We start from the raw sequence: 14,897 nt of genomic DNA on the forward strand, positions 1-14,897 counted from the left end.
GCGAAAATGAAAATTGTACTCGAAAATATTCACAAATCCTACGGAAAACGCAATGTAGTTAGTCGCGTCAACCTGTCGGTAGCCCAAGGAGAAATCGTAGGATTACTCGGCCCCAACGGTGCCGGCAAAACCACAACATTTTACATAGCAACCGGATTAGAAAAACCCAATCAAGGCACCGTTTGGCTAAACGATTTAGACATCACTAAATTGGCGATGCACCAGCGAGCGCATTTGGGAATTGGCTATCTCGCTCAAGAAGCAAGCATTTTCCGAAACATGAGCGTGCGCGACAACATTTTGTTAGTCCTAGAACAAACTCAAGTGCCGCGCTGGGAATGGCGCGAGCGAGTCGATTTCCTATTGCAAGAATTTCGCTTAGAAAAAATAGCATCCAGTTTGGGAATTCAAATATCAGGGGGAGAAAGGCGGCGGACTGAACTGGCCAGAGCCTTAGCCGCAGGGCGAGACGGGCCCATGTTTCTATTTTTAGACGAACCGTTTGCAGGCGTCGATCCGATCGCCGTAGACGAAATTCAAACCATTATTGCTAAATTGCGCGATCGTAAAATCGGCATCCTCATCACCGATCACAACGTCCGAGAAACCCTCGAAATTACCGATCGAGCCTACATCATGCGAGACGGCCAAATTTTAGCCTCCGGGGCTGAAGAAGAACTCTACAGCAATCCTTTAGTACGACAATATTACTTAGGTGACAACTTCGTGCGATAGTCTTTTATAGCAACTGCCAAGGGGGCGTCGGATAGATTCCGTAGGGGCGGGTTCGCCTAAATATAAATATCCCAGCCCAGATATCTATAAACCCGCCCTCCCCCCCTATAAAAACACAATACAGAAATTTCAATTTTAGATTGAGGAGCCAACTGCATTCATCGCCAAACTATGAAAATAGCAATATCCAATTCTTTGAATCCCATCAACTGGCTGCCGAGAATTTCCGTAATGGACTGGTACATTACCAAAGAACTAATCGGCCCATTTTTATTTGGCGTCGGACTCTTTACATCCGTCGCCGTCACAGTTGGAGCTTTATTTGAATTAGTCCGCAGAGTAGCAGAATCCGGCCTCCCCTACAGCGCAGCCATAGAAATTTTTCTCCTGCAAATTCCCTACTTCGTAGTATTGGCTTTCCCCATGTCAATGCTGCTAGCAACCTTAATGGCCTACAGCCGAATGTCCAGCGACAGCGAACTCATCGCCCTCCGCAGTTGCGGAGTTAGCGTTTACCGATTAATACTGCCTGCTGTGATAATGAGTTTAATTGTTGCAGGCTTCACCTTTGCTTTGCAAGAGTTAGTTGTACCCGCCGCCAGCTACAGAGCTACTGTGACTCTAGACAGAGCCATGAAGCGAGAAAAACCGACATTTCAAGATAGAAATATTATCTACACAGAATTTCGCAAACCCGAAAAAGGCGGCGACGAAATCCTAGCCCGCTTTTTTTATGCAGAACAATTTGACGGCCAGCAAATGAAAGGTTTAACAATTATCGATCGCTCCACCCCAGGCCTCAATCAAATCGTTTCTTCAGAATCCGCTACTTGGAATCCCTCAGAAAATACCTGGGATTTTTTCAACGGAACCGCTTATATAGTAGCTCCTGATGGCTCTTACCGGAATATAGTTAGGTTTCAACACCAGCAATTGCAACTCCCCCGCACGCCCTTAGATTTAGCTGCCAGAGCGCGGGATTTTAAGGAAATGAACATTGCCCAAGCTTTAGAGCGTTTGGATATCCTTAAAAACAGCGGCGACGAACCGCAAATTCGCAAATTAAAGGTGCGAATTCAAGAAAAATATGCTTTTCCTTTCGTGTGCATGGTATTTGGTTTAGTGGGAGCCGCTTTGGGAACTCAACCGCGTCGCTCCGGTAGAGGAACGAGTTTTGGTATTAGCGTAGTTGTGATTTTTACTTACTATGTATTTTCTTTCATCACCAGTTCTATGGGCGTGAAAGCTGTTTTGACTCCGATTCTTTCGGCTTGGCTGCCGATCGTGTTTGGTTTGGGAATCGGAGGATTGTTGTTGGCGCGGGCTGCCGCTAGGTAAGTTTTACCACTAACATTGGGAATGGCTAATTCGGAACTTGTACTACCTTTCCACTGCCTTCGGCTCCCTTCCCTTCGACTACGCTGAGGAAAACCGAAGTCGAAGGGCAGGAACAGCGTAGCCTAAGTATTGGGAATTGATAATATCGTTTTCGTGGCCGAACTTCCTTCATTTAAGGATTAGAAAAAGTATTGATTTCGCCACCACCAATGTAGCGTCCCGGAGCCAGGGATCGGGGTGTAGCAAAAGTTTGAGGTTGAATGGGCTGCACGCCCTGATTTGTATTTTGGGGAACAACTCCAAAGTTATGCTGCTCCGGCAAATTAAGCTGACTCGGTGGAGGTGTTTGAAATTGAGAATTCGCTGAATTGGGAGAGAATTGAGGGCTAATTATCTTGCTTCCCCCAATCCCACTCGCAAAGGGAGATTGACCGACATTTGGAAGTAGAGGTGTTGGTGAAGGTGTGGCTACTGGAAGTGCAGCCGGTTGAACTTCAGGTGCGGAGCCGGAACCAGATAAATTAGTTTGGTAGGGATTTTTCGGCAAAGCCACCGTTGGAGCCCCTGCATTTATTTCGGGGAGGCTCGGTACTCGGGAATTTAACCCCGCCAATGATTCAGGGACTGTAGCTGTCGGTTTTAATAATTCTTGAGATTCCTTGCTTACAGTATTTGTCGGAGCCACAAGTGGGGGAAGTGCTGTGGGAACATTCACAGGATTTGCTCCACCTTGAGCTGTAGCGGTCGTTGGGAGCAAATTTGTCGCATTTCCTGCCGCCGGATCGGAAGCGGGTCGATCGAGCAATTTAGCCGAGTCTGCTGTTTTCTCAGCCGAAGCCGCCGTTGCCGAAGTGTTAGCAACGACGTATTTTTTCATAGCTGCTTGCAGCGGACTCAAAGGCAGAGAATTTTCGTTTTGTTTATCTGAATTAGCATCACTCGACGCCGGCGATAAAGTTGCTTTCGCTGTACCCCCAGACTCAGGCTCGATCGTTTTTATCCCGGAAGTCAGTCTCCCACTGCCAGATAAACTCAACGCTGATGTGGCGTTTGAACTTGGCAAGCTGGAATTTTGGGGGTTATTGTTTCCGGCCAGGGCGGCAGGATTTGCTAAATTTGGCAAGGGCAAAAATCCGCTGCTTCCTACCCGCTTGGGGGCTGAAGATTGCTGAGGAGTTTCTAAGTCCCGATCTCGAAGTTCTTCGAATAAACCTTTGCTTTTTACTACTGATGAATTTAACAAGTTCAGTTCAGAAGCAGTAGAGCCATTAAACTGATTGACTAGCACTGGTAAGCTGTCTATTTCAGCCGCAATGGCGGTATCTTCAGCAGATAGCCCCGATAGCGAAGCTGGATTGTTTGTGGCTACTTCTTCTTCGCCATCTATGCTCAACCTTTCTGGGTTGACAGAGACCTCCCAGATAAATAACCCCCCTGCACAGAGCACGGCTAGGGGAGCCCAAACCGCCGGTTGGGTCCAGTGGCGCAACCGCGCTATCAGATAGCGGACAGATGTAGGAAATCGCTTGAAAATTGACATAGTTTTGCTTCCATCCGAGCGTGCGGATTTAAAACTATTTTTCCTAGTCTACCACATCGATCTTGATTATTTTTGCTATCCCGGGGTAAGTGCGATCGGGAGCCTGTCTATTTTGCTTTTACTGTGAATGTGCGATCAGACTTCTGATTCAAAGTTGCCAAAGAGCAATGTCACAGGTAAAAATCGATAAAGCATTGGTAAAAATATGTCTGGCTTTCCTCAAATCAAGGGGCATAAGATGATAAAATATTATGGGATGCCGTGCCCAGCCTGCGGGGTCTGTCAGCAGATCGACCTCAAACCAAAATGTCAAGGTAAAATGTCAAGGCAAAATTGGCAATTGCTGAGAACAACACGAATAGGAAAGTTGAGAGGAAATTAATGAAAAAAGTAGTTGAAGTATTAGCAAATCGGGAACAATTAATAGATCGATCGCTGGTGATTGTGCTGTCGAAAATCTCAGCAGCCATAGCAGAACGCGGACTTTGTACGATCGCCGCAGCGGGCGGAAGCACACCAGAACCGCTCTACAGAGCGCTCTCGGGCCAAGACCTGCCTTGGGACAAAATTCACGTGTTCTGGGGCGACGAACGCTACGTTCCCCCAGAACACCCAGACAGCAATCAAAAAATGGCGCGCCTCGCGTGGCTCGATCGAGTGAATATCCCCGCCAGCAACATCCACCCCATGCCCACAGCCGCCGGCGACCCCGCAGCCGACGCGGAGGCGCACCAAACCGAATTACAGCAGTTCTTCAAAGTATCCGACGGCGAGTTTCCTGCCTTCGACATCATTTTATTGGGCATAGGAGACGACGCCCACACAGCCTCTCTATTTCCCGGCACAGCAGCCTTGCAAGTCCGCGACGCCCTAGTAACTGTCGGCAACAAAGACGGTCAACCCCGCATTACCTTTACAGTCCCCTTAATCAACCGGGCCCGGTGCGTCATCTTCATGGTCGCAGGAGCCAGCAAACAACCCGCCCTAGCTCAAATTTTTGCCCCCGCAGCCGACGAAATGACCTATCCAGCCAGACTCGTTCAACCAGAAGGCGAGCTTTGGTGGCTCCTCGATGCGGCTGCTGGCTCCTCCGTAAAATAGCCGACAGAGCCGCAAGCGTCCCAACACAGTCAGCATTATCACTAACTCAATCTTGCCCATCACAGCTAACGTCACGGCGTCAGCTCAGTTGCTAGTATTAGAAGCAATATAAGAATTGTGGCGGTTAAAGTTAAAATTTGACCATATACACGAGTATTTTTGTCAGGAACCTCAGCCTAAAGGCATGAGGCTTGAAAGAGAAATCTAACAAGCCATTCTGACGGGCCAAGCGTCTTAACTGACTACGTTTTGTGAGTCACGACACCCTGGGATACGAAGCTAGTCCCTTGCTCTGTCGCTAGTGGTTAAACAGTTCTAAGGTCACTGGAACAGTGCTGCTAGCCTAACAAGCTCCTTAAACATTGGCGAAGCTAACTTTACCCCAGAAATGGGAGATTGAGGACAACCATATCCTCACGGGGGGGCAACCATACCCCCCTACCCCGCAAGGGGATTCAATTCAATGTCAAGCCGTCCTGTAAGGACGGGGTTTCAGACCCAACGACTTTTGATGAGGCTGATTTAAAAATCTGGCCGATAGCAAGGAGAAATCGATGATTGTCTGTCCCAATTGCAATCACCAGAACCCCGACGGGGCCAGCCAGTGTGAGGCTTGCTACACGCCTTTACCTGTTACCGCAAGTTGCTCGAACTGCGGTGCAGCAGTTCAGACAGATGCAGCATTTTGCGGTCAGTGTGGCTTTAACTTGCGTCCGGGTTCCATAGTTCCAGAAGTTGAGGTGACAGTACCGTCCCCCTCGCCTGTAGGCCCCACAGTGGTATCGTCACCGGCGCCGGATTTAGTGCCACCCGAACCCCTGATGGTCATGGAACCTCTAGTTACCCTGAATAAGGGGCTCAACTTGGAAAAAACTCCCGCCAGCATTCCAGCGATTCCCGATCCCCCCCCTTCGCCCTCGGTTCCTGTTACAACTGAATCGGTGGCAATACCAGTAAATATCTCTCCTCCGGTTCCGGGCCCACAGCCCGCAGGTGTAGCTAAAACTCAACTGCAACAGCAGTCGGCGCGCCTGCTACACGTTCAGACAAATACGCCGATGGAATTGCCTCACAGTCTGGCTGTGGTTCACATAGGCAAGCCAAATGACTTAGTGCCGCCGGATATTGATGTTTCGGGATTTGCTAATTCTGAGATAGTTTCTCGGGTACACGCAAATCTCCGGGTGGAGGGAGATGCTTGCTACCTAGAAGATGTAGGCAGTTCCAACGGCACTTACGTCAACAATACTCCGCTACCCAAGGGAAACCGCCACCGGTTGCGACCGGGAGACCGCATCTCTCTGGGCAAAGGAGACCTGGTTACGTTTTTATTTCAAATCTCTTAGAGCGAGTTTGGATTGGGCGATCGAAAGTCTAAAATCTAAAATCGCATCTTGAGGCGCTCTACCAAAACTCAATGCTGCCAATGTGATTAAGCTGACCTTGCTACATCCACTCCAGTCTATACCCGTCCGCAGTTGGATCTTTGAAGACGAGCAGGTCGTCCGGATCGGGCGCTCGACCGAAAACCACGTCGTTCTTTTTAGCGCTGTGGTTTCTCGTCGCCACATCGAATTGCGGCGCAGCGGCATAACTTGGGAACTGATCAATTTAGGTACCAACGGGACTTACCTCGATGGTAAGCCGATCGCTAAGGTTCCCATTGTGGACGGTCTGATCGTTCACTTGGCTCGCTCTGGGCCGAAAATTCAAATCAATGTAGGCCCGAATCAGTCCTCCGTCCAGTTAGGACTTCTTAGCGTCAAGCCCAGGGAGGCTAAGGAAATTCACGCTCCCTCGGCCGGCGTGCACATGAGCACGATTCCTGTTCCCGACCACAAAGAAGTTGGCACTTCCAGGGAAGAGGACGAGTTAACCCAGGCAGATAATAATCGCCATTATTCGGAAGAAGAATATTAAATCGGCTTCTTTGGACGATCGACATTTTTCAAAGGCGGCACTCAGGAGTTTATTTATGAGTACATCACCACAGATTGTTAGGCGCAGTGAACTGCAGGGCCGCCGCACCATCGACCGCAGAACGGCGGAAGAGGTCGGCAGGGTAGATCGGGTTTGGCTCGATGCTCACTCCCAACGGGCGATCGGCTTTACTTGCAAGTCGGGACTTTTGGGCAGCAAAAAAACTTGGTTCGCTTGGGCGCAAGTAGATACGGTGGGGGAAAATGTTTTTGTCACTATTAACCCGGAACTGCCGGAACTTCATCAGCCGGAACAAGCTGTTTGTCCGATCGGGCTTGAGGTACTCACGGACGCTGGGAATAAGGCAGGTGCAGTGGTTGACTACCTATTTGATGTCCGCACTGGTTCAGTCACCCACTACCTATTTAAATCGAGCGGCTGGCGCGGTGTTTTAGACGACATTTACTTGTTACCTGTGGCAGCTATTTCGACCATCGGTAGCAAGCGGGCGATCGTCTCTGAAGCGGCTGTATCGGAGCCAGTGCAGTACGCGGAGGGACTGCACAAAAAAGTCGGTCTGGTAGCAGAGTTTTTACATGAAGATTTCGACAGAACTCTCAAAAATGTGGCCGGCGTGAAGCGGGGCGCTCAAAGTCTGGCGGAAAAATTCCAAGATAAAGCTCTAGAAGTCAGGGATGTAGCTCAAGAAAAAGTTGCAGAGTTGAAGCGGCAAAGGCAAGAATCTGTCCCGCCAGAGCCGAAGCCGGAGCCGCCTGAGTCAGATTTGAGCTGAAGTTTGGCCTTCCCGCTCGCCGGGGGACTAATTGCCGATCGCATTTTCGGGCGGCGCGCGCGAGGAAGGTCGATCGGTATTTTCGCTATCAGAGATTGATGTGTTGTCGCTCAAAATTCCAGTGCTGCTCAAAGCATTGTATTTTAAAGGTATCGCATCAATAAGGAAAATGTTAGCAACTCAAAATGACCTATGCTGTTTGATACAACTCACATCTTGCACCATTCTCCAGAACAGGCAAGATGCCTGTTCCACAAAGAGTGAATTTTCTTGTAGAACAGGCATCTTGCCTGTTCCTAAACAAGTAATTGAGAATGGTGCAACATCTCAGATACAATCAACAAGTATTTTATCTAGAGACCCCAGGATTAATAATTGGTTAACTTCTTTCTTTATAAACAGCAAGCCGTTGAGCAGTGACTGTGGCCCGACCGAGAACTCGAATCAGCGGTGCAACCATCGCGGGTATGAGTTAAATTCTCTGGTTCATCAGCGGGAAAAGGATTATTTAGCCGATCGAATGGAGCGACTCACCCATCGGCAGAATCGCTCCCTCACAGACCAAATTAATCAAGCGGTTTTAACCGCCGTCCATCACTGGGAAGTTCACCCGATTTATCACATCGTGTTTGGTTGTTACCGAGTACCGCAAAAATTTGCCCCTGCGCCAAAAGCTAACCCTCAAAAGTTGCTTCAAATACCTCAAGCAGCCAAAAGTTCGACTTTTAGGGCAGATAGAGGGAATAGTGGCCCACTGATGACGGCTTTAAAAATCAAATTTTTTGCAGTTTTCTCCCAAAAAATCTCTCTAGAAGTATCCCCGTTTCTGTCTGGCGGTGGAGTGTCAAAACATCAGTGATTACCTTAACTCTGTTACATCCTATCCAGTCTGTCCCAGTTCAAAGTTGGTGTTTTGAATCAGAACCCGTGGTTCGGATCGGTCGATCGAACGACAATGATGTAATTATTTACAGCGCTGTAGTTTCGCGCCACCACGTAGAGCTGTGGAATCACGCTAATGGCTGGGAAATTATTAATTTTGGTGCTAACGGCACTTATGTAGATGATAGACCGATCGCTCAGGTGTCAGTTGTGGACGGGATGACAATTCGCTTGGGCAATTCCGGGCCAAAAATCAGGATTCGGGTGGGCGCAACGAATCAACCGGGCAAAATAATCAAGCCACCGCAGCGCGAACTCCGCCAAAAGGACGAAGTTTCAAAAGACAAGTCAACAGCTTGGCCTGGGGGCGTGGGAATAATCGAAGACGATGAACTTGGAGGGATCACTCAAATCGATCTTGACTAACCTGCCGCTGTCTATGCCTGCAAGCGAACTCACACAAAGCTCAGGGTGCGCCATTTGAGTAGCTAACTCATATCTCGACAATTCCGCTGATTTTTGCCCAAATATGCCTATAAATTAATTAACAGCTTCTTAGACTACGAGATTACCCTTCTAGAGATAAGATTTGGGGGATATCGCTCGATATTATCTCAGGTTCGCTGCTTGCCCATCGACGGTAATCCGAGAGCAACTGGTGCATTAACCGCTGTTTGACGCTCAGCAGTACGCTCTTGAGCAAAGCATTCCCCGTTGCTTCTAAAATGGGTTTGGGCGTCAGCCAAAACGGCGGCGGTAATTCTACTTGCACTTCCAAATCCGCTTTTCCCTTCAAGTATGCTACCCCGCTGCTTTGGTGTACACAAAGCTTTCCTTTGAGATTGAGAGCAAAGCGATCGTTTATATAACCCACGCCCCGAATCTCGCAGGCTACGGACTCCAAATTGATTGTGCCGTCCGACTGCGCCCACACCCTCATGTCTACTGTGGGTTGAATGCTCAGCATCATAAATTGTAACGGTCGCATTTTTAGGCGGAAACAGTCATCGCTTAGCTGTTCTGTGCGACTTTGATCGACAAGGGCGTTCACCAGTCGCCTCGGCTGGCGCAGATAATGTTGAATGGGAACCCGTTCCTCTGGTACGGCGATCTCAACGGATTGGGAAGAATTAAAGCGGGTATACATGAGAAAATATCAAAATATAGGATTCCTAAGCATATCTTAATAAACTATCACCTTTTTTAAGGTGACATAAGTTGCCCCCTAAGTCGTGTACCCAGCAATGTCATCCGAGAAATCACTGATAAAAGCTTTCGGGACATCGCTAATTTTTCATCATACTTCCTAGCTGATGAGAGTCAAGCAAACATTTGTAACCTAAAATTGCCTCTAAATGAAAATTTCGTTAGCGAAGCCCTCGAAGAGGATCGCACATCTCGGCCCTGTGGGTACAAATGCAGAAACAGCGGCTCTAGCTTATGTCAATTGGTTGAGCCTGAATACTAACTTGGAATGCACCCTGTGTCCTTATTCCACCATTTCTCAAGCGCTAGAGGCATCTGCCGTAGGGCAGGTTGACTATTCAGTGGTGCCCGTCGAAAATTCGATCGAAGGCAGCGTGACTGTCACCTTAGATACACTGTGGCGACTCGATCAACTCCGCATTCAACACGCCTTAGTTTTGCCAATTTCCCACGCCCTAGTGTCTAATGCCAAAAATTTTAACGAGATTCAAAAAGTTTACTCTCATCCGCAAGCGCTAGCTCAGTGTCAGGTATGGTTGGGGCAGTTTATTCCCTCAGCTCAATTAATTCCCGCCAACTCAACCACGGAAGCATTGCAATATCTGGAAGATACAAATGTAGCAGCGATATCTTCGCCAAGAGCGGCTGAACTTTACAATTTGCCAGTGTTAGCTCACCCCATTAATGATTATCCCGATAATTACACTCGCTTTTGGGTACTCAGCAGGAGTGGCGGAGAAATCGGAAACGTTGAATCAGGGGCTCGCTCATCCATTAAATCCATTACACAATCTGCTCCTGAGTTGATCCTCGATGCTTCACCGTCTAATTGCACCCATACCTCACTAGCTTTTAGCGTACCTGCCAATATGCCGGGAGCACTGGTAAAACCTTTGCAAGTATTTGCCAGTCGCGGTATTAATTTAAGTCGGATTGAATCTAGACCGACTAAAAGATCGCTTGGAGAATATATTTTCTTTATGGACGTTGAAGCTAACGCCTGCCAAGCATTTGTTCTATCGGCACTCGAAGAATTAAAAAATCACACAGAAACTTTAAAAATCTTTGGTTGCTACAATGTACTGTCAGTAGTATAATTTTCTTTTATGTAGTATACTTTTTCAGTCAAGCTTAGGAGGCGGGTGAGATGAATGCTGATGAACTTCTCAAGCGATACGCAGCCGGAGAAAGAAATTTTCATGAAACAAACTTGAAAGAGGCTTCTTTGCGAGAAGCTTTCCTAATTCATATTAATCTAGCCTGTGCGAATCTCAAGGAAATAAATTTTGCCCTGGCCAACTTAAGGGGGGCAAACTTAATAGGTGCCAAGCTCAAGAATGCCTGTCTGGTGATGACCAACCTAAATGGAGCTAACCTGAGCGGAGTCGATCTAACTTTCGCAAGATTAACAGGAGCTGACCTGATTGAAGCAAACTTGGAAAACGCCAACTTGAGCGACACCAAAATGATAGGTGTTAATTTGAGCGGAGCAAACTTGCAAAACGCCAACTTGATGGAAGCGAACCTCCTAGATGCTTGCTTGGACAATACAAACCTCGAAGAAGCCAATCTAAGCGACGCTAAACTGCGGGGTTCGAGTCTGAGAAAAGCCAACTTGAGAAAGGCTTTTTTGTGTGAAAGTAACCTTGAGGGCGCCGATTTGAGAGAAGCTGACTTGAGGGGTGCTAATTTGAGCGGGGCATTTTTATGCGGAGCTAATCTGGAGGGAGCTAAGCTAGATGAGGCAATTTTAAGTGGAGCAATACATTTTTGCGTCAGACAAGTTTGAACTCACGCAATATATAACCGGAGAACCCGACAACTAAGGACTAAAAAATATACTATTGACTTGGCTGAAAGTGAAGTCTATTTGCTGCTGTACCTTAGCAAAATGAAGCTGCATCTTGAGGATCTCTTTCTTGGAATTAGCTTGAGCAATCTTACTTTCCAAAGCCAGCAAGTTGCGGTTGAGATTTTCTACTCGCACAGTTTGGTAGTCTAAGTCAATTTTTAGTTCTGCAGCCTGATCGAATTGAACCTGCTGGCGAACCACGGCGAGGCGGGCGGAATTTTCATCCTGTGTCTGAAGAGCTAGCAAAGCTCGCTGCTGCCACTGGTTGGCTTGAGATTCAGCTTGATTGTACAGCCACTGAATCCGCAGTTGGGCGGAAATCGCAGTGCCAACAGCCTGACGCAGTTCTTTGAGAGGTTCCTGAATTTCTAAGATTAATAGTTCCCAAAGATTCATCAGTTCGCTGGTAAATTCTTCGCGTTCTACAGAGGCTACCAGTGCTTCTAATAACAACAAATTTGGTTGCATTTGCTGCGTAATTGTCTCAAATATTAACTGTGCTTCGGACATTTGCCGATCGTAATTTTTTTCTGAGACTGCACCAGATGAGTGCTTTAATATTTTTTCCGTGCTGTCTACCTCAGATTTTGAATCTACACAGGAAGCTACAAAGGCCTGTAATTTTTCGCGGGCGATCGAATTCAGCCTTTGTCGAAGCAAATCGCAGGCCGCCCGCTGCACAGTCCCTGTTTCGCTTTGACAAATCTTGATGACTATTTTTAAGCCAGCATCGCCGTAATTCAAGGTCTCTCTCAGGGCGGCGATTCGATGTTCATTGACAGAACTAGACAGCCGATGTTTAACTCCTGCTAGTCCGCCGAGCACTACACCGCCCACAGGAGGTGGCAGTTGACCGCCTCTAACTGCATCGTATGGTTTCGGTTGGTCGTGATTGTCTAACACAAGCATTTACTGCTATAAGGAACCTATCCGAACCTGTTTGAAGTTAAGAATTAAACAGATACCTGTTCCAAAAAAGAATGGAACTGTAGGCCATCTCCAAACCCTTAGTTCAATAACTCATTCCCAATCGAAAATCAAAAATAAAAAATCGAAAATCGAATGATTTGTGTGTAATTCTTTCTTCAATGCAGGTCAAACCGATCGTGCTTTTTCCTATGCAAATTGGCTACTTGAGGGTATCTTTAAGTACAGTCCTCGCTGCCAAGTGATTGCGAGTAGAAGTCAAAATTTCGGTTTCGCGTTCCAATCTCGCAGCAGTATCTTGCAATTCTAAAAGAGTTTGCTGTTCTGTCGCTGCGCCGTAAAGGTAGCTGGCTACCCAATAGGACAATTCTGTGGGCAAACTGGGAATGTCTTCCGGCAGGTCGATCGGCTGATCCATCAATTTACTGGAGAGGCGAACTACATCTCTCAGCAGTTGTTCAACATCTTTTCCCAAAGGTCTGAGGTCTTTTTGCGGCGGTTCGTCTTCCATCCATTCTACTAGACCGACTAAATAGGGTTTTTCGCGAACGGCGTCGAGCACTCGGAACCGCTGCTGACCGAGAGTCATAATTTTCATGCGATCGTCGGGGAGGCGCTGACAGTGAATCACTTCGGCGCAACAGCCAACGGCAGAGACTTTGTTTTGGTTGGGGTCCCACATGAGCACACCGAAACGCCGATCGCCTTCCAGAATCGTATTCATCATGATTCGATAGCGAAACTCGAAGATTTGCAGTGGGAGTGGTCTACCTGGAAATAGAACCACTTCCGGCAACGGAAATAAGGGGAGTTCGCGAACTGCTACAGAGGAAGAGGATGCCATTGTCGCTCAAAAGTGACGGTACTTGCGCTTATTTTTCTTACTTTAACTGATTAAAGGCAATTCCGGGCGGGGTGAGGGGCGATCGGGGGGAAATGCGACGCGGGCGATCGCTATCACAGATCAGAGTGATTACGATCACCCTACTACTACGGTCTTAACTATGATAGAGTAGATTTTGTGTCGTTAATACACGATTTTTCCTAAAAAAGCAACTTTCTATCGGCAGATTTTATGCGCGACGTGAGACAACAAACAGGACTGACTCAATAGCAGTTTCCCGCACGTCTCGGTGTGGTGTTCTCTAACCTGAACAATTGGGAGAACGGACTGGCCACGCCTTCCTCGCGGGCGATGCAAAAAATCGAGCCGTAGACCCAGCAGTTAGGAGATTTGGGGCAGAAGTTGTTGGAACGGTTCAGGTTAGTTGTGACGGAACAACTTAATTATTTCTAATAAAAAAAATTAGAACAGAGTGCAAGTTTGATTTTTCTCAATTTACAAATCACCCGAAAAAACACGGGTTCCTAATTAACATGATTAATTCCAACATCCAAAAGGCGATTCTTTTCATCGATGCTAAAATTGCCGATTATCAAACATTGGCAGCAGGAGTAGAAGCAGGAACAGAAGTAATTATTCTTGACGCTACAAAAGATGGCATTAGCCACATTACTGAAGAACTTGCTAATCGTCGCGATATTACGGGAGTGCATATTGTTTCCCACGGTGCGCCCGGTTGCGTGTATTTGGGAAATGCCCAACTCAGCCTAGATACTCTGAGCAAGTATGCCCAACAACTGAAACAGTGGTTTGTAGCCCGTGAAAGTGCACCATCGAGCTTGTTTCTTTATGGCTGTCAAGTCGCCGCAGGAGATGCTGGTACAGAATTTCTAGCCAAATTACGGACTTTGATTGGCGCAAATATTGCGGCCTCAGCTAACTTAACGGGTAATGCTGCATTGGGAGGAAACTGGGAGTTAGAAGTAGCTCTAGGAGAAGGTAAGTTTGCCTCTGCGTTTAATTCAGAAATAATGGCAGCATATCCGGCTGTATTATTAACCTATGCGACTTGGGACGAACTAGAGACCGCCCTAAAAGCACAAAACATCAGCATATCTGAAGTTGCCAAAAAAGCCTTACAAGATATCCTCGCTACTTTAAAGCCATTAACTTTTGAGATTCGAGCGGATTCAATTACAGCCACTTATAACGGTGCTGGCTCTCTAGCAGATATATTGAAATCTGTGGGAGTTCCTACCACTACAGCAAGTCCGATATTAACCGGGTCAATCAACAATCCCAGCTTAATCATAGGCGCTTTAAACACCGACCAGCCAACTTATAAATTTACTGGAACCGTCAGTGAAAAACAAGTAGAATTTGGCGTAACTAAAGACAAGGTAACAGCTAAATATACGGGTGATATTTCTTTAGCTGACCTGCTGAAAACTGTTGGAGTGACCGACACCCAAGGGAGTGCGATATTAACAGGCTCTATAACCGCTCCCAGCTTGACAGTGGACACCAGCAAGCCCACTACCGCTTATAGCTTCTCTGGAGCAATCAGCGGCAAAACCGTAACATTTGATTATCAAAAGGGTCAAGCTTTAAAAGTCACTTATACAGGGGACGTATCTCTAGCTGACCTGTTGAAAACTGTTGGCGTGACCGACACCCAAGAAAGTGCGATATTAACAGGCTCTATAACCGCTCCCAGCTTGACAGTGGACACCAGCAAGCCCACTACCGCTTATAGCTT

The 14,897-nt window shown here is 47.3% G+C and carries 15 protein-coding genes; 11 read left to right on the forward strand and 4 right to left on the reverse strand.

Translation table 11 applies throughout. The annotated features are described in order from the left end of the window. Nucleotides 1-6: 6 nt before the first annotated feature. Both lptB and QUB10_RS04620 read left to right on the forward strand, forming a co-directional pair. On the forward strand, nucleotides 7-735 hold the full coding sequence (gene lptB, locus QUB10_RS04615; protein ID WP_333034782.1) for an LPS export ABC transporter ATP-binding protein: 729 nt from the start codon (nucleotides 7-9) through the stop codon (nucleotides 733-735). A gap of 171 nt (nucleotides 736-906) precedes the next feature. Beyond that, entirely contained in the window at nucleotides 907-2,073 is a 1,167-nt protein-coding gene (locus QUB10_RS04620) for an LptF/LptG family permease (protein ID WP_333199967.1), read from the forward strand. A 172-nt stretch (nucleotides 2,074-2,245) separates the two neighbouring features. On the opposite strand, the gene QUB10_RS04625 is transcribed toward QUB10_RS04620, so the two are convergent. Continuing rightward, entirely contained in the window at nucleotides 2,246-3,613 is a 1,368-nt protein-coding gene (locus tag QUB10_RS04625; protein WP_333199969.1) for a hypothetical protein, read from the reverse strand. A 381-nt stretch (nucleotides 3,614-3,994) separates the two neighbouring features. On the opposite strand from QUB10_RS04625, the gene pgl reads away from it, so the two are divergent. The 6 genes from pgl to QUB10_RS04655 all read left to right on the forward strand — a co-directional run bounded on the left by pgl (nucleotide 3,995) and on the right by QUB10_RS04655 (nucleotide 8,735). After that, complete coding sequence (pgl, locus tag QUB10_RS04630; protein WP_333199971.1) at nucleotides 3,995-4,714, forward strand: 6-phosphogluconolactonase; 720 nt, start codon at nucleotides 3,995-3,997, stop codon at nucleotides 4,712-4,714. A 554-nt stretch (nucleotides 4,715-5,268) separates the two neighbouring features. After that, nucleotides 5,269-6,060 carry an FHA domain-containing protein gene (locus tag QUB10_RS04635; RefSeq protein WP_333153306.1) on the forward strand — a complete coding sequence of 264 codons (792 nt, stop codon included), beginning with the start codon at nucleotides 5,269-5,271 and terminating at the stop codon, nucleotides 6,058-6,060. Between the two features lie 82 nt (nucleotides 6,061-6,142). After that, complete coding sequence (locus QUB10_RS04640; RefSeq protein WP_333153305.1) at nucleotides 6,143-6,634, forward strand: FHA domain-containing protein; 492 nt, start codon at nucleotides 6,143-6,145, stop codon at nucleotides 6,632-6,634. A 55-nt stretch (nucleotides 6,635-6,689) separates the two neighbouring features. Next, on the forward strand, nucleotides 6,690-7,427 hold the full coding sequence (locus QUB10_RS04645) for a PRC-barrel domain-containing protein (protein WP_333199973.1): 738 nt from the start codon (nucleotides 6,690-6,692) through the stop codon (nucleotides 7,425-7,427). Between the two features lie 286 nt (nucleotides 7,428-7,713). After that, a complete protein-coding gene (locus QUB10_RS04650; RefSeq protein WP_333199975.1) occupies nucleotides 7,714-8,286 on the forward strand; it encodes a hypothetical protein in 573 nt (190 codons plus the stop codon). Continuing rightward, the gene (locus QUB10_RS04655) at nucleotides 8,283-8,735 is read left to right on the forward strand and encodes an FHA domain-containing protein (RefSeq protein ID WP_333199977.1); all 453 of its coding nucleotides are present in this window, start codon (nucleotides 8,283-8,285) and stop codon (nucleotides 8,733-8,735) included. The genes QUB10_RS04650 and QUB10_RS04655 overlap by 4 nt, the downstream gene beginning before the upstream one ends. Before the next feature lie 142 nt (nucleotides 8,736-8,877). Here the strand turns inward: QUB10_RS04655 and QUB10_RS04660 are convergent, their stop codons facing one another. Next, nucleotides 8,878-9,456 carry a DUF1997 domain-containing protein gene (locus QUB10_RS04660; RefSeq protein ID WP_333199979.1) on the reverse strand — a complete coding sequence of 193 codons (579 nt, stop codon included), beginning with the start codon at nucleotides 9,454-9,456 and terminating at the stop codon, nucleotides 8,878-8,880. Nucleotides 9,457-9,664: 208 nt separating this feature from the next. Between QUB10_RS04660 and pheA the strand changes: the two genes are divergently transcribed. Beyond that, nucleotides 9,665-10,612 (forward strand): prephenate dehydratase, encoded by a 948-nt coding sequence (gene pheA, locus QUB10_RS04665; RefSeq protein ID WP_333199981.1) that lies wholly within the window; start codon nucleotides 9,665-9,667, stop codon nucleotides 10,610-10,612. A 50-nt stretch (nucleotides 10,613-10,662) separates the two neighbouring features. Beyond that, entirely contained in the window at nucleotides 10,663-11,304 is a 642-nt protein-coding gene (locus QUB10_RS04670) for a pentapeptide repeat-containing protein (RefSeq protein WP_333199983.1), read from the forward strand. A gap of 33 nt (nucleotides 11,305-11,337) precedes the next feature. Here the strand turns inward: QUB10_RS04670 and QUB10_RS04675 are convergent, their stop codons facing one another. Then, nucleotides 11,338-12,276, reverse strand: a complete 939-nt coding sequence (locus QUB10_RS04675) for a PspA/IM30 family protein (protein ID WP_333199985.1) — start codon at nucleotides 12,274-12,276, stop codon at nucleotides 11,338-11,340. Between the two features lie 220 nt (nucleotides 12,277-12,496). Continuing rightward, entirely contained in the window at nucleotides 12,497-13,138 is a 642-nt protein-coding gene (locus QUB10_RS04680; RefSeq protein ID WP_333104131.1) for an LON peptidase substrate-binding domain-containing protein, read from the reverse strand. Nucleotides 13,139-13,671: 533 nt separating this feature from the next. Here QUB10_RS04680 and QUB10_RS04685 point away from each other — a divergent pair. Further along, on the forward strand, nucleotides 13,672-14,897 hold a 1,226-nt coding region (locus QUB10_RS04685), incomplete at its 3' end, for a DUF4347 domain-containing protein (protein WP_333199987.1).

The sequence above is a fragment of the Microcoleus sp. B5-D4 genome (genome assembly GCF_036705145.1).
GTDB lineage: Bacteria > Cyanobacteriota > Cyanobacteriia > Cyanobacteriales > Microcoleaceae > Microcoleus.

Bases quoted from the DNA above. Each gene is read 5' to 3' on its own strand.
- QUB10_RS04675 (WP_333199985.1), bottom strand. From the start codon at position 12,276: ATGCTTGTGTTAGACAATCACGACCAACCGAAACCATACGATGCAGTT.
- pgl (WP_333199971.1), top strand. From the start codon at position 3,995: ATGAAAAAAGTAGTTGAAGTATTAGCAAATCGGGAACAATTAATAGAT.
- QUB10_RS04680 (WP_333104131.1), bottom strand. From the start codon at position 13,138: ATGGCATCCTCTTCCTCTGTAGCAGTTCGCGAACTCCCCTTATTTCCG.
- QUB10_RS04670 (WP_333199983.1), top strand. From the start codon at position 10,663: ATGAATGCTGATGAACTTCTCAAGCGATACGCAGCCGGAGAAAGAAAT.
- QUB10_RS04620 (WP_333199967.1), top strand. From the start codon at position 907: ATGAAAATAGCAATATCCAATTCTTTGAATCCCATCAACTGGCTGCCG.
- lptB (WP_333034782.1), top strand. From the start codon at position 7: ATGAAAATTGTACTCGAAAATATTCACAAATCCTACGGAAAACGCAAT.
- pheA (WP_333199981.1), top strand. From the start codon at position 9,665: ATGAAAATTTCGTTAGCGAAGCCCTCGAAGAGGATCGCACATCTCGGC.
- QUB10_RS04625 (WP_333199969.1), bottom strand. From the start codon at position 3,613: ATGTCAATTTTCAAGCGATTTCCTACATCTGTCCGCTATCTGATAGCG.
- QUB10_RS04635 (WP_333153306.1), top strand. From the start codon at position 5,269: ATGATTGTCTGTCCCAATTGCAATCACCAGAACCCCGACGGGGCCAGC.
- QUB10_RS04645 (WP_333199973.1), top strand. From the start codon at position 6,690: ATGAGTACATCACCACAGATTGTTAGGCGCAGTGAACTGCAGGGCCGC.
- QUB10_RS04660 (WP_333199979.1), bottom strand. From the start codon at position 9,456: ATGTATACCCGCTTTAATTCTTCCCAATCCGTTGAGATCGCCGTACCA.